15 protein-coding genes and 1 pseudogene are annotated in these 19,088 nt (G+C 66.7%); 4 read left to right on the top strand and 12 right to left on the bottom strand.

Annotation, left to right across the window (positions count from 1 at the left end):
- Window positions 1-251: 251 nt before the first annotated feature.
- The gene (locus ACQ7JA_RS18655) at window positions 252-449 is read left to right on the top strand and encodes a hypothetical protein (protein ID WP_430900429.1); all 198 of its coding nucleotides are present in this window, start codon (window positions 252-254) and stop codon (window positions 447-449) included.
- Here the strand turns inward: ACQ7JA_RS18655 and ACQ7JA_RS18650 are convergent.
- Together ACQ7JA_RS18650 and ACQ7JA_RS18645 are read right to left on the bottom strand one after the other, a co-directional pair.
- Window positions 446-2,308: a glucokinase gene (locus tag ACQ7JA_RS18650; RefSeq protein ID WP_430900427.1), complete on the bottom strand. Its 1,863-nt coding sequence runs from the start codon at window positions 2,306-2,308 to the stop codon at window positions 446-448. The two genes, ACQ7JA_RS18655 and ACQ7JA_RS18650, sit on opposite strands and share 4 nt — an antisense overlap.
- On the bottom strand, window positions 2,308-3,945 hold the full coding sequence (locus ACQ7JA_RS18645) for an alpha-amylase family glycosyl hydrolase (RefSeq protein WP_430900425.1): 1,638 nt from the start codon (window positions 3,943-3,945) through the stop codon (window positions 2,308-2,310). The genes ACQ7JA_RS18650 and ACQ7JA_RS18645 overlap by 1 nt, the downstream gene beginning before the upstream one ends.
- 260 nt (window positions 3,946-4,205) lie before the next feature.
- Here ACQ7JA_RS18645 and ACQ7JA_RS18640 point away from each other — a divergent pair, with 260 nt between their 5' ends.
- Complete coding sequence (locus ACQ7JA_RS18640) at window positions 4,206-5,786, top strand: oligopeptide:H+ symporter (RefSeq protein WP_430900423.1); 1,581 nt, start codon at window positions 4,206-4,208, stop codon at window positions 5,784-5,786.
- A 69-nt stretch (window positions 5,787-5,855) separates the two neighbouring features.
- On the top strand, window positions 5,856-8,564 hold the full coding sequence (locus ACQ7JA_RS18635) for an alpha-1,6-glucosidase domain-containing protein (RefSeq protein ID WP_430900421.1): 2,709 nt from the start codon (window positions 5,856-5,858) through the stop codon (window positions 8,562-8,564).
- A gap of 10 nt (window positions 8,565-8,574) precedes the next feature.
- Here the strand turns inward: ACQ7JA_RS18635 and ACQ7JA_RS18630 are convergent, their stop codons facing one another.
- From ACQ7JA_RS18630 to ACQ7JA_RS18595, 8 genes are all read right to left on the bottom strand, one after another.
- On the bottom strand, window positions 8,575-8,889 hold the full coding sequence (locus ACQ7JA_RS18630; RefSeq protein ID WP_430900419.1) for a hypothetical protein: 315 nt from the start codon (window positions 8,887-8,889) through the stop codon (window positions 8,575-8,577).
- A 72-nt stretch (window positions 8,890-8,961) separates the two neighbouring features.
- Entirely contained in the window at window positions 8,962-9,369 is a 408-nt protein-coding gene (locus ACQ7JA_RS18625) for a DUF4019 domain-containing protein (RefSeq protein ID WP_430900417.1), read from the bottom strand.
- A gap of 235 nt (window positions 9,370-9,604) precedes the next feature.
- Entirely contained in the window at window positions 9,605-10,342 is a 738-nt protein-coding gene (locus ACQ7JA_RS18620) for an ABC transporter ATP-binding protein (RefSeq protein ID WP_430900415.1), read from the bottom strand.
- Window positions 10,332-11,096 (bottom strand): ABC transporter permease, encoded by a 765-nt coding sequence (locus ACQ7JA_RS18615; RefSeq protein WP_430900413.1) that lies wholly within the window; start codon window positions 11,094-11,096, stop codon window positions 10,332-10,334. Before ACQ7JA_RS18615 ends, ACQ7JA_RS18620 begins: the two co-directional genes overlap by 11 nt.
- On the bottom strand, window positions 11,093-11,530 hold the full coding sequence (locus tag ACQ7JA_RS18610; protein ID WP_430900412.1) for a hypothetical protein: 438 nt from the start codon (window positions 11,528-11,530) through the stop codon (window positions 11,093-11,095). Before ACQ7JA_RS18610 ends, ACQ7JA_RS18615 begins: the two co-directional genes overlap by 4 nt.
- Window positions 11,531-12,085 (bottom strand): SCO family protein, encoded by a 555-nt coding sequence (locus ACQ7JA_RS18605; RefSeq protein ID WP_430900410.1) that lies wholly within the window; start codon window positions 12,083-12,085, stop codon window positions 11,531-11,533.
- An 11-nt stretch (window positions 12,086-12,096) separates the two neighbouring features.
- Window positions 12,097-13,125: an ABC transporter substrate-binding protein gene (locus tag ACQ7JA_RS18600; RefSeq protein ID WP_430900408.1), complete on the bottom strand. Its 1,029-nt coding sequence runs from the start codon at window positions 13,123-13,125 to the stop codon at window positions 12,097-12,099.
- A gap of 11 nt (window positions 13,126-13,136) precedes the next feature.
- Window positions 13,137-14,993: a glucokinase gene (locus ACQ7JA_RS18595; protein WP_430900406.1), complete on the bottom strand. Its 1,857-nt coding sequence runs from the start codon at window positions 14,991-14,993 to the stop codon at window positions 13,137-13,139.
- A 291-nt stretch (window positions 14,994-15,284) separates the two neighbouring features.
- On the opposite strand from ACQ7JA_RS18595, the pseudogene ACQ7JA_RS18590 reads away from it, so the two are divergent.
- Window positions 15,285-15,640 (top strand): annotated as a pseudogene (locus ACQ7JA_RS18590) (alpha/beta fold hydrolase); the annotation flags it as partial.
- A gap of 73 nt (window positions 15,641-15,713) precedes the next feature.
- On the opposite strand, the gene ACQ7JA_RS18585 reads toward ACQ7JA_RS18590, so the two are convergent.
- Both ACQ7JA_RS18585 and ACQ7JA_RS18580 read right to left on the bottom strand, forming a co-directional pair.
- Entirely contained in the window at window positions 15,714-17,375 is a 1,662-nt protein-coding gene (locus ACQ7JA_RS18585; RefSeq protein WP_430900404.1) for an alpha-amylase family glycosyl hydrolase, read from the bottom strand.
- 29 nt (window positions 17,376-17,404) lie between these two features.
- Window positions 17,405-19,054, bottom strand: a complete 1,650-nt coding sequence (locus ACQ7JA_RS18580) for an alpha-D-glucose phosphate-specific phosphoglucomutase (protein ID WP_430900402.1) — start codon at window positions 19,052-19,054, stop codon at window positions 17,405-17,407.
- Between the last annotated feature and the right edge of the window lie 34 nt (window positions 19,055-19,088).

Genomic DNA, 19,088 nt, shown 5'->3' with positions numbered 1-19,088 from the left:
CCGAAAGCAGTCTGCGTCGAAGAACCGCAACCAGCCCGAGGCAGACGGCCGCAACCACTTGGATTGCTGTGCTGAGCCCGTCGGTCGCATTTCGCAGTTGGGGAACATTTCCAGTCAACTCGCATTAACTTACTGTCGAAAGGGGAAGCATGTATCGATGCCCGCATTGTCGTGACTTGTCGATATCCTGGCGTGCGCAGTTTTCGCCGCCCTTCGACGGTCGAACCAAGTGTCCGAACTGCGGCACCGAGGTGAAAATCAAGCTGAAACCGTCCAACCTTCTCCTGGCCATCTACCTGGGCGGGCGTGGACTGGCGGGCTTGCTCTTCGATATCCGCTTCGACGCGGGACTGTTCTGGGAAATCTGGATTGTCCTGGTCGTGGCTTTCTTCCAGGTGCGGCTCAGCGAGTACGAAGAAGTAGCCAGTCCCGATCAGTATGCGCGCTAGCTGTCCAGGTGCGAGATCAGTAGCCGGCGCGGGTCGGCTCCTTCCGCTTCGCCATGCTGCCCATCGACCGAAATCCCGACCGCGAGGATGTCGATCAGCAGCAGCTGCAGGATGCGCGAGATCATCGACAGGAAGCTGGTGCTGTCCTCCGCATGATCCACCGCCAGGCACACGGTCGCCTTGCGCGCCAGCGGCGACTGGCTGTTGCTGATCACGATGACGTCGGCGCCGGCGCCGCGCGCGATGTCCACGGCCTCTAACAGCTCGGCGATGCTGCCCGAATTCGAGACGGCGATCACCACGTCGCCCGGCTGCAGCAGTTCCGCCGCCAGCTTGAAGAGGTGCGAGTCGCCGTACAGCGAAGTCGGAATGCGGAAGCGGAAGAATTTATGCTGCCCGTCCAGCGCCACCGCGCGTGAATTCCCCATCGCGAAGAACTCGACGCGGCGCGCGCGGCTCACCAGCTCGATGGCGCGGTCGAGCGAACGCACGTCCAGTTGATCACGGAAGCGCAGGATCGCCGACACCGTGTTGTCGATCACCTTGGCCGACAGGTCGTGGGTGCTGTCGCTGGTGCGCACCTGGCTGTGGCGCACCGGGATCGAGCCGGTCAGGCTGCTGGCGAATTTCAACTTGAATTCGGCCAGGCCCGCGAAGCCGAGCGAGCGGCAGAAGCGGATCACGGTCGGCTGGCTGACTTCGGCCAGGCGCGCGATCTCGGCGATCGGTTCGTTCAGCACCAGGCGCGGCTGCTCGACGACGAGGGCGGCCACGCGCTGCTCGGCGGGCGTCAACTCGTGGCGCAGGTTCTGGACCCGCTCCATCAGCGAATTGGCGCCGCTGCGCCCGCGCAGGTGCTCGGCCAGGATGGTCGCCACGCCGTGCAGCGCCGGGTACGGTGCGCTGATCACATAGGTCGGGATCTGCGCGATGTAGTCGGTGAAGCGTCCCTTGGCCTCGAAGCGGGCGCGGAACGGCGATCTGGCGAACCACTCGCCCATGCGCGGCACGATGCCGCCGCCGATGAAGATGCCGCCAAACGCCCCGAGCGTCACCGCCAGGTTGGCGGCCGCCGCGCCCAGCATGCCGCAGAAGCACTCCAGCACTTCCAGGCACAGCGGGTCCTGCGACTCGAGCGCGCAGGCAATGATGTCGGCGGCCTTGCGCGGCGGCGCGTCGACGCCGTTGCGCTCGGCCAGCGCGCGGTGGATGATCTCCATGCCGGGGCCGGAGATCAGGCGCTCGTTCGACACGTGCTGCCACTCGCGCCATGCGCTCTGCAGGATGGCGAACTCGCGCTCGTCGCCGGGGGCGAAGTTCACGTGGCCGCCTTCGCTGCCGAGGGTGACGAAGCCGTCCTCGGTCGGGATCACGCCCGAGACGCCCAGCCCAGTGCCGGGTCCAAGCACGCCGATCACGGCCTGCGGAACAGGCGCGCCCTCTCCCACCTGCATCAGGTCCTTCTCCCCAAACCCCGGAATCGCCATCGCCAGCGCGGTGAAGTCGTTCACGATCAGGAGGGTCGTCAAGCCCAGTTCGCGGCGCACCGCATCGGTCGAGAACTGCCAGTCGCGGTTGGTCATGCGGACGAAGTCGCCGCTGATCGGGTTGGCCACGGCGAGCGCCGCGTGGTGCAGCTTGATGTTCGTGTGGTCCTGCAGGTAGTAGCGCAGCAGCGGGACGATGCCGTCGAAGTCCTCGCACTTGAGCACGCGCACGGCGCCGAAGCTGCCGGGCGCCGTTTGCAGGGCCAGGCGCGCGTGGGTGGCGCCGATGTCCGCCAGCAGGCGCGGGCCGTCGGCGAATGCCGTGCGCGCGGACTTCTCCGCGAAGCCCGTGGCCTCCTGCTGGCTTCCCATTATTCGGCGTCCGCCGGGATGCTGCCGAACCAGGCGCCGTAGGGCGGCAGGGTGACGCGCCCGCCGGCAGCTTCGCCCGGCAGGCCGTGCGCATCCAGCGCCGTCGCCTGGCCGCTTGCAGGCCAGGCGAAGCTGACCGGCTCGGCGCTCAGGTTGAAGGCCGCCAGCACGCTGTCCATCCCTGCCACGTCGCGGCGCAAGGCCAGCACCGGTTCCGGGGCGTCGAAGAAGTCGATGTCGCCGCGGGTCAGCTGCGGCATGGTCTTGCGCCAAGCGATGAAGCGGCGCTGGAAGTTCAGCATCGAATCCGGGTCCTTGTCCTGCGCGGCGACGTTGGCGGCCAGGTGCGGCTCGGCCACCGGCAGCCAGGGCGTGCCGCTGGTGAAGCCCGCGTTCGGCGCCTCGCCCGTCCACGGCATCGGGGTGCGGCAGCCGTCGCGGCCCTTGAACTCGGGCCAGAACGTGATGCCGTAGGGGTCCTGCAACAGCTCATAAGGAACGTCGGCCTCGGTCAGCGCCAGTTCGTCGCCCTGGTACAGGCAGGGCGTACCCTTGAGCGAAAGCTGCATCGCCAGCACCAGCTTGCCCAGCTCCGGGCTCGGGTTCGTACCGCCCCAGCGCGTCATCACGCGGATGGCGTCATGGTTGCCGACCGACCAGGAGGCCCAGCCGTCCTTCACGCGCTCCTTGAACTCCTCGACCTGCTTGCGGATGTGGCTTGCGGTGAACACCGGCGTGAGCAGGTTGAAGCTGTAGGCCATGTGCAGCTTGTCGCCGCCTTCGGTGTATTCGGCCATCTGCGCCAGCGCGTCGTCCGAGCTGACTTCGCCGATCGACACCGCGCCGAACTCGTTCAGCTGGGCGCGCACGCGCTGCAGGAAGGCGACGTTCTCCGGCTGGGTCTTGTCGTAGATGTGGGCCTGCATGCCGTAGGGGTTCACGTCCGTGACGGTCGAGGTGTCGCGCACCAGGGCCGGCGGATTGCTGCGCAGTTCGCGGTCGTGGAAGTGGAACACGCAGGCGTCCATGCGCACGCCGTCCACGCCGCGCGCGAGCCAGAAGCGCTGGGCGTCGAGGTGGGCCTGCTGCACTTCCGGATTATGGAAGTTCAGCTGCGGCTGGCTGGTGAGGAAGTTGTGCATGTAGTACTGCTTGCGGCGGGTGTCCCACTGCCAGGCCGAGCCGCCGAAGACGGACAGCCAGTTGTTCGGCGGGCAGCCGTCCGGCAGCGGATCGGCCCAGACGTACCAGTCCGACTTGGCATTGTCGCGGCTCTTGCGGCTTTCGACGAACCAGGGGTGGGTGTCGGCGGTGTGCGACATCACCTGGTCGATCATGATTTTCAGGCCCAGGCTGTGCGCCTTTGCGATCAGCGCGTCGAAGTCGGCCAGGGTGCCGAACAGCGGGTCGACGTCGCAGTAGTCGGCGATGTCGTAGCCGAAGTCCTTCATCGGCGACTTGAAGAAGGGGGACAGCCAGACGATGTCCACGCCCAGGCTCGCGATGTAGTCGAGCTTCTCGGTAATGCCGGCCAGGTCGCCCACGCCGTCGCCGTTGGTGTCGAGGTAGCTGCGCGGGTAGACCTGGTAGATGATGGCTTCTTTCCACCAGTCGGGGTTGGTCGAGATCTGGGTCATGGCTGGTCCGTCAGGGTTCGTGGAATTCTAGGCAATATACAGGATCGAGAAAAGGTTGACAATTACCTAGAAACCAGGAATTTTCGATCATAATCCTTTATATTCAATCACTTAGAACTTTCATCCCTTAACGCTCTCAAAACGGGAAGTAGCTAAACTACGAGAGTTCTGTATCTGGTTTGTTTCACAGCGATATTTTTATTGCAAAGTTCCATGAGCTCGGCATAGGATCGCGTCTGTTTCGATTTCCCGAGGACGCCATGAATTCTCCAGCACCTAGCGAGGCTCAGCGCGCAGGCCGCATGCCGCGCCAGATCCCCTACATCATCGCCAATGAAGGTTGCGAGCGCTTCAGCTTCTACGGCATGCGCAACATCCTGACGCCCTTCCTGATCTCGACCCTGCTGCTGTTCGTGGCCCAGGAACACCGCGCCAGCGAAGCCAAGCACGTCTTCCATACCTTCATGATGGGCGTGTACTTCTTCCCGCTGCTGGGCGGCTGGCTGGCCGACCGCTTCTTCGGCAAGTACAACACCATCTTCTGGTTCAGCCTCATCTACTGCGCCGGCCACGCCTGCCTCGCCATCTTCGAGCATAGCGTCGAGGGCTTCTATTTCGGCCTGTTCCTGATCGCCTTCGGCTCGGGCGGCATCAAGCCGCTGGTGGCCTCGTTCGTCGGCGACCAGTTCGACAAGACCAACAAGGACAAGGCGAAAGTGGTGTTCGATGCCTTCTACTGGATCATCAACTTCGGCTCCTTCTTCGCGTCGCTGCTGATGCCGCTCTTCCTGCGCGACTACGGTCCCTCGGTGGCCTTCGGTATCCCGGGCATCCTGATGTTCATCGCCACCATGGTCCTATGGAGCGGCAAGAAGAAGTACGTGCACGTGCCGCCGGCCCCGAGCGATCCGCATTCCTTCCTGCGCGTGGTGCGCACCGCGCTGTTCGCACGCCAGGCGGGCCAGGGCCGTCCGGGCCTGATCGTCGCCGCGTTCGCGGCCGCCGCCGCCGTCGCCTCGCTGGCCATGACGCCGAGTTGGGGCTTCGTGATCGCCGCCTGCACCGCCCTCGTGCTGCTGCTGGCCGGCGTCGGCATCGGCGCCTCGCTGCAGCTCGAACGCGCCCGCGGCGCGCATCCCGACATCGCGGTGGACGGCGTGCGCGCCGTGCTGCGCATCCTGATCGTGTTCGGCCTGGTCACGCCCTTCTGGTCCCTGTTCGACCAGAAGGCCTCGACCTGGATCGTGCAGGCCAACGCCATGTCGACCGAAGTCAACCTGCTCGGCTGGACCTTCGAGGTCATCCCGGCGCAAATGCAGGCGCTCAATCCGCTGCTGGTGATGATCCTCATCCCCTTCAACAACCTGGTGCTGTTCCCGCTGCTCACCAAGATGGGCCTGCTCCCGACGGCCCTGCGCCGCATGACCGCCGGCATCGCCTTCTCGGCCCTGGCCTGGATCGTGGTCGGCAACCTGCAGGTGCAGCTCGATGCCGGCGACGCGGTGTCGATCGCCTGGCAGATCCTGCCGTATGCGCTCCTGACGCTGGGCGAGGTGCTGGTCTCGGCCACCGGCCTCGAATTCGCCTACAGCCAGGCGCCCACCTCGATGAAGGGCGTGATCATGGCGCTGTGGTACCTGGCGGTCACCGTCGGCAACCTGTGGGTGCTGATCGTGAACGCGGGCGTGAAGAACGAGGCCGTGATCGCCTACATCGAGAGCTCGGGCGTGGGGGTGATGGCCTTCCAGATGTACTTCTTCGCCGGCTTCGCGCTGCTGGCGGCCCTGGCTTTCGGGCTGTACGCCAAGCGCTACAAGATGGTCGATCACTACCGCGGCTGATTCATTCACCTTGACTGGCGGGGCTGCTGCCGCGTGACCGCGTGGGCGGGAGGACCCGCCCACCCCACGATGCCCAAACTCCGATACCTCGCCCTCGCGGCCACCGCCCTCGCCTCTTCCGCCCACGCCGCAGTGCCTCTCGCGACCTGCGACGATCCCGCCTTCCAGCAGGTCCTGCACGCGTCGAATGCCACGCTGGACGCCCGTGCCGTCTGGCTCGACGGCCGGCGCCTGACCTGGCCCGGCGCCAATGCCGGCGCCGTCAAGCTCTATCACTCGGCCAAGGCCTCCATCGTCGCGAAGCCGGGCGCGAAGGTCACGGGCGCCGATGGCGCGCTGGCGCTCGAGCCGTCCGCCACGGCCCTGCCTGCCCGCTTCAAGTACGTGGCAAGTGGCCCCGTCCTGTCGCTGGGTGCGGCGGACCTGAAACGCGTCAAGGAGCTGCACCGCGGCCAGCTGGTGCTGGTGCAGGAAGCCCCTGACGGCACGGTACGCGATGCGACCCGCATTCAGGCGGCCGGCGCGCTGGACGATTTGTACGCGGCGGCCGAGAACATCGCCGGCCTGGGCGCCACGCCGAAGAAGAATCGCACCACCTTCCGCCTGTGGGCGCCGACCGCCCGCAATGTCGCCGTCTGCACCTACGACAGCGGCAGTGGCCGCGCGAGCGCCGTGCACGCGATGGCCTTCGACGCGCGCACCGGCGCCTGGGAAGCCCAGGCATCCAGGGACCTCTCCGGCACCTACTACCGGTACGCGGTGGACGTGGCGGTCAACGGCATGGGCCTGGTGCGCAACCTCGTCACCGACCCATATTCCGTCAGCCTGACGACGGACTCGAAGCGCAGCTATGTCGCCGACCTCGACGCGCCGAACCTGAAGCCCAAAGGCTGGGACGCCACCCGCGCGCCAAGCACCGTGAAAGCCCAGACCGACATGGTCATCTACGAGCTCCACGTGCGCGACTTCTCGATCAACGACCCGAGCGTGCCCGAGCAGAAGCGCGGCAAGTACACGGCTTTCGGCGAGACGAACTCGAACGGCATGCGCCACCTGCAGGGCCTGGCCAAGGCCGGCCTCACCGACATCCACCTGCTGCCGGTGTACGACATCGGCAGCGTGCCGGAAAAGGACTGCGCCGTGCCGCAACCTGCGGGCAGCCCGGACGGCGAGAGCCAGCAGGCCCTCACCCGCAAGACCGCGCACACGGACTGCTTCAACTGGGGCTACGACCCCTACCACTACAGCGCGCCGGAAGGCAGCTACGCGAGCGATCCGTCGGACGGCGCCCGCCGCATCCTGGAATTCCGTCAGATGGTGATGGACCTGCACAAGGCCGGCCTGCGCGTCGGTACCGACGTCGTCTACAACCACACCTTCATCGCCGGCCAGGAAGAAAAGTCGGTGCTGGACCGCGTGGTGCCGGGCTACTACCACCGCCTCAATGCGCTTGGGGGAATCGAACGCTCCACCTGCTGCGACAACACGGCCACCGAGAACCGCATGATGGCCAAGCTGATGATCGACTCCGCGGAGCTCTGGACCCGCCACTACAAGATCGATTCCTTCCGCTTCGACCTGATGGGCCACCAGCCGCGCGAAGCGATGGAGCGCCTGCAGAAGCGTGTCGACAAGGCCGCGGGCCGCCATGTGCAGCTGATCGGCGAAGGCTGGAATTTCGGCGAAGTGGCCAACGGTGCGCGCTTCGTGCAGGCGTCCCAGCTGTCGCTGAACGGTTCCGGCATCGGCACCTTCAGCGACCGCGCGCGCGATGCCGTGCGCGGCGGCAGCGCCGGCGACTCGGGCGAGGCGATGATCCGCCGCCAGGGCTATATCAACGGCCTGGTCTACGACCCGAACGCCCGCGGCGGCGAGCACAAGACGGTCGACCTGCTGCGCGCGGCCGACATGATCCGCGTCGGCCTGGCCGGCTCGGTGCGACCCTTTGCGTTCCAGACCTTCGACGGCGAGCGGCGCACCCTGGAAGCGATCCCCTACGGCGACCAGCCGGCCGGCTATGCGAGCCAGCCGGGCGAAGTGGTGAACTACGTCGAGAACCACGACAACCAGACGCTGTTCGACATCAACGTGCTCAAGCTGCCGGTGGCGACCCCTGCGAACGAGCGCGCCCGCGTGCAGGTGCTGGGCATGGCGATCAACGCCTTCAGCCAGGGCGTGGCCTACTACCACGCCGGCATCGACACGCTGCGCTCGAAGTCCCTGGACAAGAACAGCTTCAATGCGGGCGACTGGTTCAACCGCATCGACTGGAGCTACCAGGACAACTACTTCGGCACCGGCCTGCCGCAGAGCGACGACAACGGCAAGGACTGGCCGCTGCTCAAGCCCTACCTGGCGCAGTCCGCCGCCATCAAGCCGGCGCCATCGGACATCGCTTTCGCCCGCGACGCCTTCCGCGACCTGCTGGCGATCCGCGCCAGCTCGACGCTGTTCCGGATGCGCAGTACCCAGGACATCGTGCAGCGCCTGCGCTTCTTCAATACCGGACCGCAGCAGGAGCCGACCGTGCTGGCGGCATGGATCGACGGCAAGGGCTATCCGGGGGCGAAGTTCGCCGGCCTGAGCTATCTGGTGAACGTGGACAAGGTGGCGCACACCGTGACGGACGAGGCCTTGCGCGGCAAGCGCCTGGTGCTGCATCCGGTGCACCGGGCCGCACATGCGGCGGACAAGCGTGCCGCCCAGGCGCGCTTCGACAGCGCAAACGGCAGTTTCACCGTGCCGCCGCGCACGGCGGTGGTGTTCGTCACCGAATAGAAGAAGGGAGTCAGCCCGCCGTGTCGATCAGGCGGGCAATCTCGACCGATCCCTTCTCGTCGAAGATCGGGCAGCTCTCCGCCACTTCGACAGCCGCATTGAAGTCCACCGCGGAAATGACCGAATAACCCGACAGCGACGCGCTGTTGAGTTTCGGCCCGCGCAGCCGGCTCGGCACCTCGACGCTGCTGCGCGCCAGGCCGCCGCGCTCCACCAGGGCGCTGCCCAGGGAATCGAACCACGCGTCCCAGCGCGCGGCATCGTGCAGGGGGCCCTCCGACTCGTCGACGGTCGAGCCCCGGTAAACGATCAGGTAACGCTCCATGGTTCCCTCCTCAAAGTGTCCGGGAAACCTTAGCAGAAGCCCGATCGGGGCGACGCACCGCTGAGCGAAGGATCAGTTGGAAGCGGAAACGTTATAGCCGCTCACACGCCAGCTGCCGTCCTTCTCGTGCACCGTGGTGACGGTCTCGGTCACCTTGCTGTCCGACTTGAACTTCGAATCGTATTCGAAGGCCAGCTGGCCGTTGCCCTTGTCGCTGCTGCCCTTCAGCTTGCGCGACTTCAAGTCGCCCAGCGTCGCGCGGCTCACGTTGATGATCGAGCCCCAGAAGAACTGGTTGGTGTCCTTGCGCACGTTGGCCGAGCTGGCGCGCCAGGCGGCGCCGGTGTCCCCATTGTCGACCAGCTTCAGCCAGCTTTCCGCCGCCGTGCGGGCGGCTGCGATGTCCTTCGTGTCCTGGGCCATTGCGGTGGGGCTGAACAGCAGGCTTGCCGTGAAGACGGCGGATACGATCGTTTTCAAGATGCTCTCCCTGAGGTCGGATGAAAGCATCGTAGCGCGGCGCCGGGCGGGCAGCACTCCCGCTTCGACAGACTGCAGGAAGCGGGGAGTGAGCCGTCAAAAGCGGGGTTCAGGCGTAGGGTGGGCAATCCTTTGCCCACGCGTTCAAATGACAGGGGCGTCGCCTGGTCGCATCCATTCGTTGAACGCGTGGGCGGAGGACTCGCGGGGCCGCCCAGGCCCACCCTACCCCCAGTCAGGCGTAAGACATGCCCAACTGCGCCAGGATCGCGTCCTTGATCTCCTGCAGCGCCGGCTGCGACACCTTGCGCGGGTGCGGCTGGGCGATCGGGAACACGGTCGCCACCCTGGTCGGGCGCGAGGACAGCACCACGATCCGGTCGGCCAGGTAGATCGCTTCCTCGACGTCGTGGGTGATCAGGAGCACCGTGTGGTTTTCCTCGCGCAGCACGCGCAGCAATTCGTTCCTCATCTTGAGCGCGGTGAGCGCGTCGAGCGCCGAGAAGGGCTCGTCCATCAGCACGATGTCCGGCTTGACCGCCAGCGCGCGCGCGATCTCCACCCGCTTGAGCATGCCGCCCGACAGTTCGTGCGGGTAGGCCTTCTCGAATCCCTTGAGTCCCACCATCTCGGCGTAATGGTCGGCGGTCGCCACGTCCGCGGCGCGGTCCTTGCCGGGCAGGCCGAACATCAGGTTCTCGCGGACGGTCAGCCAGGGAAACACCGAGCCGTGCTGCGAGATCACGATGGCGTTCGGCGAGGGCCGCGTGACCGGCACGCCGTCGATCGCCACCGCGCCGCTGTCGGGACGCTCGAAACCTGCCAGCAGCTTCATCAGGGTCGACTTGCCGCAGCCCGAGGGGCCGACGATGGCCACGAATTCGCCCGGCGCGACCTCGAGGTCGATGCCGTCGATGACCTGCAGCGCGCGGAATCCCTTGCGCAGCCCCCTGATTGCGATCTTAGCGTCCATAGCGCCACCTTACCTGCCTGATGCCCTCCAGCTGGCGCATCGCGACGTCGATGCCCAGACCGATCAGGCCGATGATGATCATGGCCGCCACCACCAGGTCGTAGCGGTTGCCGGCGTTGCGGGCGTCCATGATGAGAAAACCCAGTCCCGAGCTGCGCACGATCATCTCGGCCGCCACCACGACCAGCCAGGCGACGCCAAGGCTGATGCGCATGCCGGTCAAGACCTCGGGCAGCACCGCCGGCACGATCACCTGGCGGAACAGCCTTGCGCGCGGCACGCCGAAGTTCTCGGCGGCGCGCAGGTAGCGTGCGTCGATCGCGTGCACGCCCGCGGCGGTCTGCACGATCATCGGGAACACTGCGGCCAGGAAGATCAGGAACACCGGCGACACGTCGCCCACGCCGAACCACAGGATCGCGATCGGAATCCAGGCGATCGGCGAGATCGGGCGCAGGATCTGGAACAGCGGATTGAAGGTGCGGTAGGCGGCGTCGACACGGCCCATCCACAGGCCGAGCGGCAGCGCCACCAGCATGGCGATCAGGAAGCCCGTGGCCACGCGCAGGAGCGACGCGCCGATGTGGCGCCACAGGGTGCCGTCGGCGGCCAGTTCGACGGTGCCGGCCGCCACCTGCAGCGGGGTCGGGAAGATCAGGCTTTCGCTTTGCACCACCACGAACCACCAGAGCGCCACCACGGCGGCGATCAGGAGCAGCGGCGGCCAGACCCGGTTCAATCTTTCGAGATTCATGCGGTATTCCGGTTCAGGAGGGAATCAATGCGCCAGCGCAGGCGCGCCAGCCCGGCGGCCGGCGCTTCCTCGACCACCACGGTCATGGTGCCGCTGGCGTGGGCCGTGCAGTCGAAGGGGTGTTCACCGGCCTGGCCGAAAGGCAGGCGGAAATCCTGTCCGGGCATGATCAGGACCGGGCCGAACATCTGCGGCACGGTGTCGCGGTTGCGCAGCAGGAGCACGTCGCGCACGCCCAGCGTCAAGGTGACGCGCTCGGGCAGGGTCGAGGTCTTGTCGCCCTTCATGCGGCGTTCCCAGGTGCCCTTCGGGATCTCGAACACACTCTCGCGCGAGGGCGCCGTCACCGGCGCGAAGGCGGCCCAGCCCAGCGGCGCCGCCAGGCTGGCAGCAAACAGCACGATGCCGATCCGCTTCTTCAATCGGCCGTCCATCTATTCCGCGTAGAGCACGTTCACGTCGTGCACGATCTCGTCGGCCGGGCGGCCGAACGGCATCAGCGCGCGCAGCATGCCCTTCTTGTCGATGAAGTAGAGGTAGGACGAGTGGCCCATCTGGTAGCTGTCCGGGCCCGTCGGCACCCTGGTGGCGGTAATGCCGTAGTCCTTGCGGATCGCCGCCATCTGTTCCGGGGTGCCGGTCAGGCCGATGAAGCTCTTGTCAAACTTCGCCAGGTAATCCTTGAGGCGCGCAGGCGTGTCGCGTTCCGGATCGACCGAGATGAACACCACCTGCAGGCGGTCCGCGTTCGGCCCCAGCTTCTGGCGCGCCTGCGCCAGCAGGGCCAGCGAGGCCGGGCAGATCGCCTGGCAATGGGTGAAGCCGAATTCCAGCACCACGACCTTGCCCCGCAGTGTCGACAAGCGGAAGTCGCGGCCGTCGGCGGCCTGCTGCGCGATCTCGGGCGCCGCGCGGGCCGGCGAGAAGGTGCCCGATTTCAGTGGCTCCGCGGCCTGCGCCATCGACGCGGCCAGGAGCAGGGAAAGCAAGAGCCGGCGCTTCACAGCATCACCTTCACGGGCCGGACGTTTTTCACGAAGCTCTCGTCCACGTACTGCTCGTAGCGGACCGGACGCTTCAGGGTGCCGGCCTGCACCGACAGCTGCATCAGCTCGTCGAACTCGGCGCGCAGCATGCGCAGGTCACCATAGGTGACGCGGTCGGAGGGGTTGTCCATGACGAACTTGATGATCTTCGGGTCCTGGTTGAAGAAGGCGCGCTGGGCCGCGATGTGCGCCGCCTTGTCGCGGTTGAGGGGCGAGGCATCGAGCCAGTTGCCGGCCGCCTGCACATAGTTGACCAGTTCCTGCACCAGCGGGCGATTGGTCCTGATCAGCTCTTCGCGCACCGTCAGCACGCAGCAGATGTAGTTGCGCCACTCATCGCGGGTCATCGACAGCGGACGCGCATAGCCGGCGCGCTGGGCCGCCGCGCCGAAGGGCTCGCCGGTGCAGTAGCCGTCCACGGCGCCGGCATACAGCGCGGCCGGCATGTCGGGCGGCGCCATCTCGATGACTTCGATGTCCTTCGGCGACATGCCCTCGCGCGCCAGCATCTTGCGCAGGAAGAGGTAGTCGACGGCGAAGCGGCTGGGGATGGCGATGCTCTTGCCGCGCATGTCGGCGAACTTGCGGTAGGGAGAATCGGTGCGCACCATGATGACGGCGCCGGAGCGGTGGCCGAGCGAGACGATCTTGAGCGGAATGCGCCAGTCGGTCAGGTCCATCACCAGGGGCGCCAGCATGTAGGCGGCCTGGATGCGGCCCGTCATCAGGGATTCCTTGATTTCGGGCCAGCCAGAATACTTGTTGTACTCGAACAGGGTGGCGGCCGCCCCCGGCTTGCCGTCGGCCGCCGCGCGCGCCTTGCAGGCGATCGGCAAGGTGAGGTTGCAGGTGACCGGCAGGCCGCCGACCTGGAGCGGCGCTTTTGCAAGTCCAGGCGCGGGCGCGGCCAGCGCACCGCCGGCCAGCGGCAGGGCCAGGGCGCCGCCCAGCAGCTGCCGCCGGCGCGGGGAGTGCTCGTGCATGGCCATGATGTTCAGCTGTCGAGGTGCGAAATCAGGAGCCTGCGCTGGGCATCGCCCTCGCCCGCCGGCGCTTCCTGGGCGCCGAGCGAAATCCCGACCGACATGATGTCGATGAAGAGCAGCTGCAGGATGCGCGAGATCATCGACAGGAAGGTGGTGCTGTCCTCGCTATGGTCGACCGCCAGGCAGACGCTGGCCTTCTTCGCAAGCAGCGACTTGCTGCTGGTGATGGCGATGACGTCGGCGCCCATCGCGCGCGCCGTGTCGACCGCCTCCAGCAATTCCGGCAGCTGGCCGGCGGTGGAGATCGCGATCACCACGTCGCCCGGGCCCAGCAGGCCCGCGGCCAGCGTGAACAGGTGCGAGTCGCCGTACAGCGCGGCCGGGATGCGGAAGCGGAAGAATTTGTGCTGGCCGTCCAGCGCCACCGCGCGCGCGTTGCCCATGGCGTAGAACTCGACGCGGCGCGCACGGCGCAGCAGCTCGATGGCGCGGTCGATCGCGTGCACGTCGAGCTGGTCGCGGAATTTCAGGATCGCCGAGACGGTGTTGTCGATCACCTTGGCCGACAGGTCGTGGGTGCTGTCGCTCATGCGCACCTGGCTGTGGCGCACCGGGATGGTGCCGGTCAGGCTGCCCGCGAATTTCAGCTTGAACTCGGCCAGGCCCTGGAAGCCGAGCGAGCGGCAGAAGCGGATCACGGTCGGCTGGCTGACGTCGGCCAGGCGCGCGATCTCGGCGATCGGCTCGGACAGCACCTTGCGCGGATGCTCGAGCACCAGGGCGGCGACGCGCTGCTCGGCCGGCGACAGCTCGTGGCGCAGCTGCTGGACGCGGTCCATCAGGGTATTCGCCCCGCTGCGGCCGCGCAGGTGCTCGGTCAGGATCGCCGACACCCCGTGCAGGGCCGGGTTCGGCGTCATGATCACATAGGTCGGGATCTGGGCGATGTACTCGGTGAAGCGGCCCTTGGCCTCGAAGCGCGCGCGGAAGGGAGACGTGGCGAACCATTCGGCGATGCGCGGCACGATGCCGCCGCCGATGAAGATGCCTCCGAAGGCGCCGAGAGTCACCGCCAGGTTGGCGGCGGCGCTGCCCAGCATGCCGGCAAAGGTCTCCAGGGTCTCCAGGCAGAGCGCGTCCTTCTCGTCCAGCGCGGCGCTGACGATGTCGGCGGTGCTGCGGCCGGGAGCCTCGACGCCGTTGCGGCGCGCCAGCGCGCGGTACATCAGCTCGATGCCCGGGCCGGAAATCAGGCGCTCGTTCGAGACGTGCGGCCACTCTTCCCAGGCGTATTGCAGGATCGCGAACTCGCGCTCGTCGGCGGGAGCGAAGTTGACGTGGCCGCCTTCGCTGCCGAGAGTGACGAAGCCGTCGATGGTCGGGATCACGCCGGAGACGCCCAGGCCCGTGCCCGGTCCCAGCACGCCCGCCACCGCGTGGCTCTGCGGCGCGCCGCCGCCGACCTGCATCAGGTCCTGCGGCTGGAAGCCCGGCAGGGCCATGGCCAGCGCCGTGAAGTCGTTCACGATCAGGAGCGTCGACAGGCCGAGGGTGCGGCGCACCTCGTCGGTCGAGAACTGCCAGTCGCGGTTGGTCATGCGGATATAGTCGCCGCTGATCGGATTGGCCAGCGCGAAAGCCGCGTGGTTGATGCGCACGCCCCCGAGCTGGGCCAGGTAGGCATGCAGCAGTTCCACGATGCCGCCGTAGTCGTCGCACAGGAGCACCGCCACCTGGCGCAGCACGCCGGGCGCGGTCTCGAGGCCGAAGCGGGCATGCGTGGCGCCGATGTCGGCCAGGAGGCGCGGACCATCGGCAAAAGCGGCGCGGGAAGGTTTCAGGTCGGTTTCGGGTTCAACGGTCATCACGGATCAAGGCTGGGCGGGACGGAAGTCCCGGATCGCGTAAGGATACCATTGATCGAAAAGCAAAAATACCGGCGATGGGTGCCACGTTCACGCGGCGGCAATGCACCACGGTCCGTAGGGTGGGCAGATTCTGCCCACGCGTTCAACCAGCGTGAAGATGGACGATGCACCTGTTAGCACGGTGTAGTTGAACGCGCGGACGGGGACCCGTCCACCCTACCGAACCAATCCCTTCAGCAGTGCCTTATGGAACTGCACCGGATCCTGCATCTGCGGCGCATGGCCCATCTCAGCAGCGCCGGCTACCGCGTGGTGGCGCCCGACCAGGTGGGCTTCTGCAAGTCGACCGAGCCGGCCCACTACCAGTACACCTTCCAGCAGCTGAGCGAAAACACGCGCGCGCTGCTCGACTCCATCGGCGTGAAGAACGCCATCGTGAGCAGCTGGTGCTGGTGAACCCGATCGGCCTGGAAGACTGGAAAACCCTCGGCGTGCCTTCGCTGGGCGTGGACAAGTGGTACGAGCGCGAACTGCAGACCACGGCGGAACGCATCCGCAACTACGAGAAGGCGACCTACTACGTCAACACCTGGAAGCCGGAATACGAGCCCTGGGTGCAGATGCTGGCGGGGATGTACCGCGGGCCGGAGTCTAGCCGAAAGACGACGAACGAGAATTCTCGTAGGGCGGTCGGCTCTGCCGACCGCCCTACAAAACCTAGTCCTGGGCGATCAGCGCCACCGGCGACGGCCGGGCGAACTGCACCTTGCCGTCCTTGACGACCGCGGCCTGGCCCGAATACGCGTCGCGCACGGTCTGGCCGTCGTTGAACACGCCGGCCACCGTGATCGGCAGCGCCTTGTCCTTCGGCAGGTCGAGCGCGACGACCACGCGGTCGCTCACGCCATCCTTGTCCCAGGTGCGCTTGAAGGTATAGGGGCTGTGCGCCAGCATCTGGTGCAGGCCGGCGCCCACCGCCGGGTGGGCGGCGCGGAAGCGCCCCAGCTTCGCCCAGTGTTCGCGGATGTCGCCAATGCGATGCTGGCCGCGCTGGGCGTTGGCTGCCAGTTCGTCCCAGTTCATGTAGGAACGCAGCTTGGCGTCGCCCGTGGCGTCTTCGATATTGAGCAGGCGCGCGGTTTCGTCGCCGTAGTAGATCTGGGCCGAGCCCGGCGCCAGCAGCAGCTTGTTGGCCGATTCGATCGGACGCTGGCGCGCAGGATCGAAGGGGCTGCCGTCGTCGTGCGAGCTGACGTAGTTCAGCACCGAGTAGCCCTTCATCGGACCGTGCAGCGCTTTCGAATACTCCGAGAACAGCATTTCGTAGCCCTGGGCGGCGTCGGACTTCATGCTGAAGTTGATCATGCTGTCGAAGCCATTGGCCAGGTAGTCGACCCTGGTCCCGCCGCCGAGATCAAAACTGCGGCCGTGGTTGATCGAGTAGTTGTAGACCTCGGAAGTCATGAAGAACGGCAGGTTGCCCAGGCGCTTGCTTGGGTTGGCGCGCTTCCACTCTTCAAAAGCCAGGCTGGCTTCCTGCTTCACTTCCTTCCACACGCCCGGCTCGGTGTGCTTGACGGTGTCGGCGCGGAAGCCGTCCACACCATACTTGCGGACCCAGTCGGCATGCCACTTGACGAGGTAGAAGCGTGGCGCGCGCGGGTAGCCGGTGCGCTTGAAGAAGGCGTCCAGCTCCTTCACCTCGCGCTCATAGCGCCCTTCCTTCTTCCACTTGGCCACGAGATGCGGCGGCAGCGGCACGTTGGCATTGCTATTGGTGAGGATGTCCGGCAAGTTGTCCACCAGGGTGCAGTCGATCGTCGTCGGCGCGTCCTTGTACGTGCACTTCGGGCCGGTACGCACCCAGTTCGACGGCCACACCGGGTCTTGCTCCGTCACCGGGCCGGTATGGTTCATCACCACGTCGAGGATCACGCGGATGCCGTTGGCGTGCGCCGTGTCCACAAAAGTGCGGAAGTCCGCCTCGGTGCCGAGGTTGGCGTCGATCGCCGTGAAGTCCCTGGCCCAGTAGCCGTGGAAGCCGTAGCTCTTGCCCGTGCCCTCGTCGGTGCCCGCATGGATCTGCTCGACGGGCGGCGTGAGCCAGATGGCGTTCACGCCCAGCTCCTTGAAATAGCCGTCCTTGATCTTGGCCGTGATGCCCTTCAGGTCGCCGCCCATGAAGCCGCGCAGCTTGGCCGCGTCGTTCTTGCGTCCGTATGCGAGGTCGTTCGTCTTGTCGCCGTTGTTGAAACGGTCCGTCAGCAGGAAGTAGACGGTGGCGTTCTCCCAGACGAAAGGCTTGGCGGTCTGGGCGACGGCCTGGGACGCTGCGCCGAAGGCAAGCAACATGGAGGCGGCAAGGACGGGAAGTTTCATGCGGGTACCTAGGTGGGTGGGTGGATGGTTCAGGTGATCACGGACGGGCTGGTGCGGCCGGTACGTCGGTGCAGTTCGGCGACCTGGTCGGCGATGGCGATCAGTTCGGCAAGCGCTTCCTGGGTGTCGATGCCGTGGCGCGCCGGGTCGGCCTCGTAGCGTTCGAGATAAACGCGGATGGTCGCGCCTTCGGTGCCGGTGCCGGACAGGCGGAACACGATGCGCGAGCCGTCGACCATGGCGATGCGGATGCCCTGGCGCGTCGAGACCGAGCCGTCGACCGGGTCGGTGTACTCGAAGTCGTCGGCTTCCGCGACGCGATAGCGGCCCAGAGTCCGGCCCGCCAGCGCGGGCAGGCTGGCGCGCAGCGCGTCCATCAGTCCCTCGGCGGCGGTGGCGTCCACGGCCTGGTAGTCGTGGCGCGAATAGAAGTTGCGCCCAAAACGCGCCCAGTGCTCGCGCACGATCTCGTTGACCGACGCATTGCCTGTCTTCGTGCGCGCGGCCAGCAGGTTCAGCCAGAACAGCACGGCCCACAGGCCGTCCTTCTCGCGGATGTGGTGCGAGCCGGTGCCGTAGCTCTCTTCGCCGCACAGGGTCGCGAGGTTCGCGTCCATCAGGTTGCCGAAGTACTTCCAGCCGGTCGGGGTCTCGAAGCAGGAGATGCCCAGGCTTTCGGCCACGCGGTCGGCCGCCTGCGAGGTCGGCATCGAACGCGCGATGCCGGTGATGCCGGAGGCGTAGCCCGGCGCCACGGTGGCGTTGGCGGCGATGATGGCCAGGCTGTCCGACGGCGTGACGGCCAGGCCGCGGCCGACGATCATGTTGCGGTCGCCGTCGCCGTCCGAGGCGGCGCCGAAGTCGGGCGCGTCCGGGCCGTTCATGTGGGCGATCAGGTCGGCGGCGTTGACCGGGTTCGGGTCCGGGTGGCCGCCGCCGAAGTCTTCCAGCGGATCGCAGTTGACGACGGTGCCGGCGGGGGCGCCCAGCTGGCCCTCGATGATGGCCTTCGCATAGGGGCCGGAGACGGCATGCATGGCGTCGAAGCGCATCCGGAAGCCGCTTGCGAACAGCGTGCGGATGGCCGCGAAGTCGAACAGGCGCGCCATCAGTTGCGCGTAGTCCGCCACCGGGTCGATGATCTCGACCACCATGTCCTCGATGCGGGTCGTGCCCAGCTGGTCGAGGTCCACGGGGCCGGCGTCGCTGATGCGATAGGAACCCAGGGCCTGGGTGCTGGCGAAGATCGCCTCGGTGATCTTCTCGGGAGCCGGCCCGCCGTTGTCGATGTTGTACTTGATGCCGAAGTCGCCATCCGGGCCGCCGGGGTTGTGGCTGGCCGAGAGCACGATGCCGCCGAACGCGGCGTGCTTGCGGATCACGCAGCTCACGGCCGGCGTGGACAGGATGCCGCCGCGGCCCACCAGCACGCGCGGCACGCCGTGGGCGGCGGCCATGCGCAGGATGGTCTGGATCGCTTCGCGGTTGAAATAACGGCCATCGCCGCCGACGACCAGGGCGCAGCCCTGGCCCATGCTTCCCTCGATCGTCTGGAAGATGGCTTCGACAAAATTCTTGAGGTAGCCGGGTTGCTGGAACTCGGTGACTTTCTTGCGCAGGCCCGAGGTGCCGGGCCGCTGGCCGGCGAAGGGCGTGGTCGGGACAGTCTGGATGGTCATGCTTCGCTCCTGTCGTAATAACGTTGTGCAACGT

The sequence above is a fragment of the Massilia sp. BKSP1R2A-1 genome, assembly GCF_050586525.1.
Lineage (GTDB): Bacteria > Pseudomonadota > Gammaproteobacteria > Burkholderiales > Burkholderiaceae_D > Telluria.
The sequence above is the reverse complement of the archived record's forward strand: the minus strand, read 5'-3'. Positions and strand labels throughout refer to the sequence as shown.

Bases quoted from the DNA above. Each gene is read 5' to 3' on its own strand.
- ACQ7JA_RS18650 (WP_430900427.1), bottom strand. From the start codon at position 2,308: ATGGGAAGCCAGCAGGAGGCCACGGGCTTCGCGGAGAAGTCCGCGCGC.
- ACQ7JA_RS18645 (WP_430900425.1), bottom strand. From the start codon at position 3,945: ATGACCCAGATCTCGACCAACCCCGACTGGTGGAAAGAAGCCATCATC.
- ACQ7JA_RS18640 (WP_430900423.1), top strand. From the start codon at position 4,206: ATGAATTCTCCAGCACCTAGCGAGGCTCAGCGCGCAGGCCGCATGCCG.
- ACQ7JA_RS18635 (WP_430900421.1), top strand. From the start codon at position 5,856: ATGCCCAAACTCCGATACCTCGCCCTCGCGGCCACCGCCCTCGCCTCT.
- ACQ7JA_RS18630 (WP_430900419.1), bottom strand. From the start codon at position 8,889: ATGGAGCGTTACCTGATCGTTTACCGGGGCTCGACCGTCGACGAGTCG.
- ACQ7JA_RS18620 (WP_430900415.1), bottom strand. From the start codon at position 10,342: ATGGACGCTAAGATCGCAATCAGGGGGCTGCGCAAGGGATTCCGCGCG.
- ACQ7JA_RS18615 (WP_430900413.1), bottom strand. From the start codon at position 11,096: ATGAATCTCGAAAGATTGAACCGGGTCTGGCCGCCGCTGCTCCTGATC.
- ACQ7JA_RS18610 (WP_430900412.1), bottom strand. From the start codon at position 11,530: ATGGACGGCCGATTGAAGAAGCGGATCGGCATCGTGCTGTTTGCTGCC.
- ACQ7JA_RS18600 (WP_430900408.1), bottom strand. From the start codon at position 13,125: ATGCACGAGCACTCCCCGCGCCGGCGGCAGCTGCTGGGCGGCGCCCTG.
- ACQ7JA_RS18595 (WP_430900406.1), bottom strand. From the start codon at position 14,993: ATGACCGTTGAACCCGAAACCGACCTGAAACCTTCCCGCGCCGCTTTT.
- ACQ7JA_RS18585 (WP_430900404.1), bottom strand. From the start codon at position 17,375: ATGAAACTTCCCGTCCTTGCCGCCTCCATGTTGCTTGCCTTCGGCGCA.
- ACQ7JA_RS18580 (WP_430900402.1), bottom strand. From the start codon at position 19,054: ATGACCATCCAGACTGTCCCGACCACGCCCTTCGCCGGCCAGCGGCCC.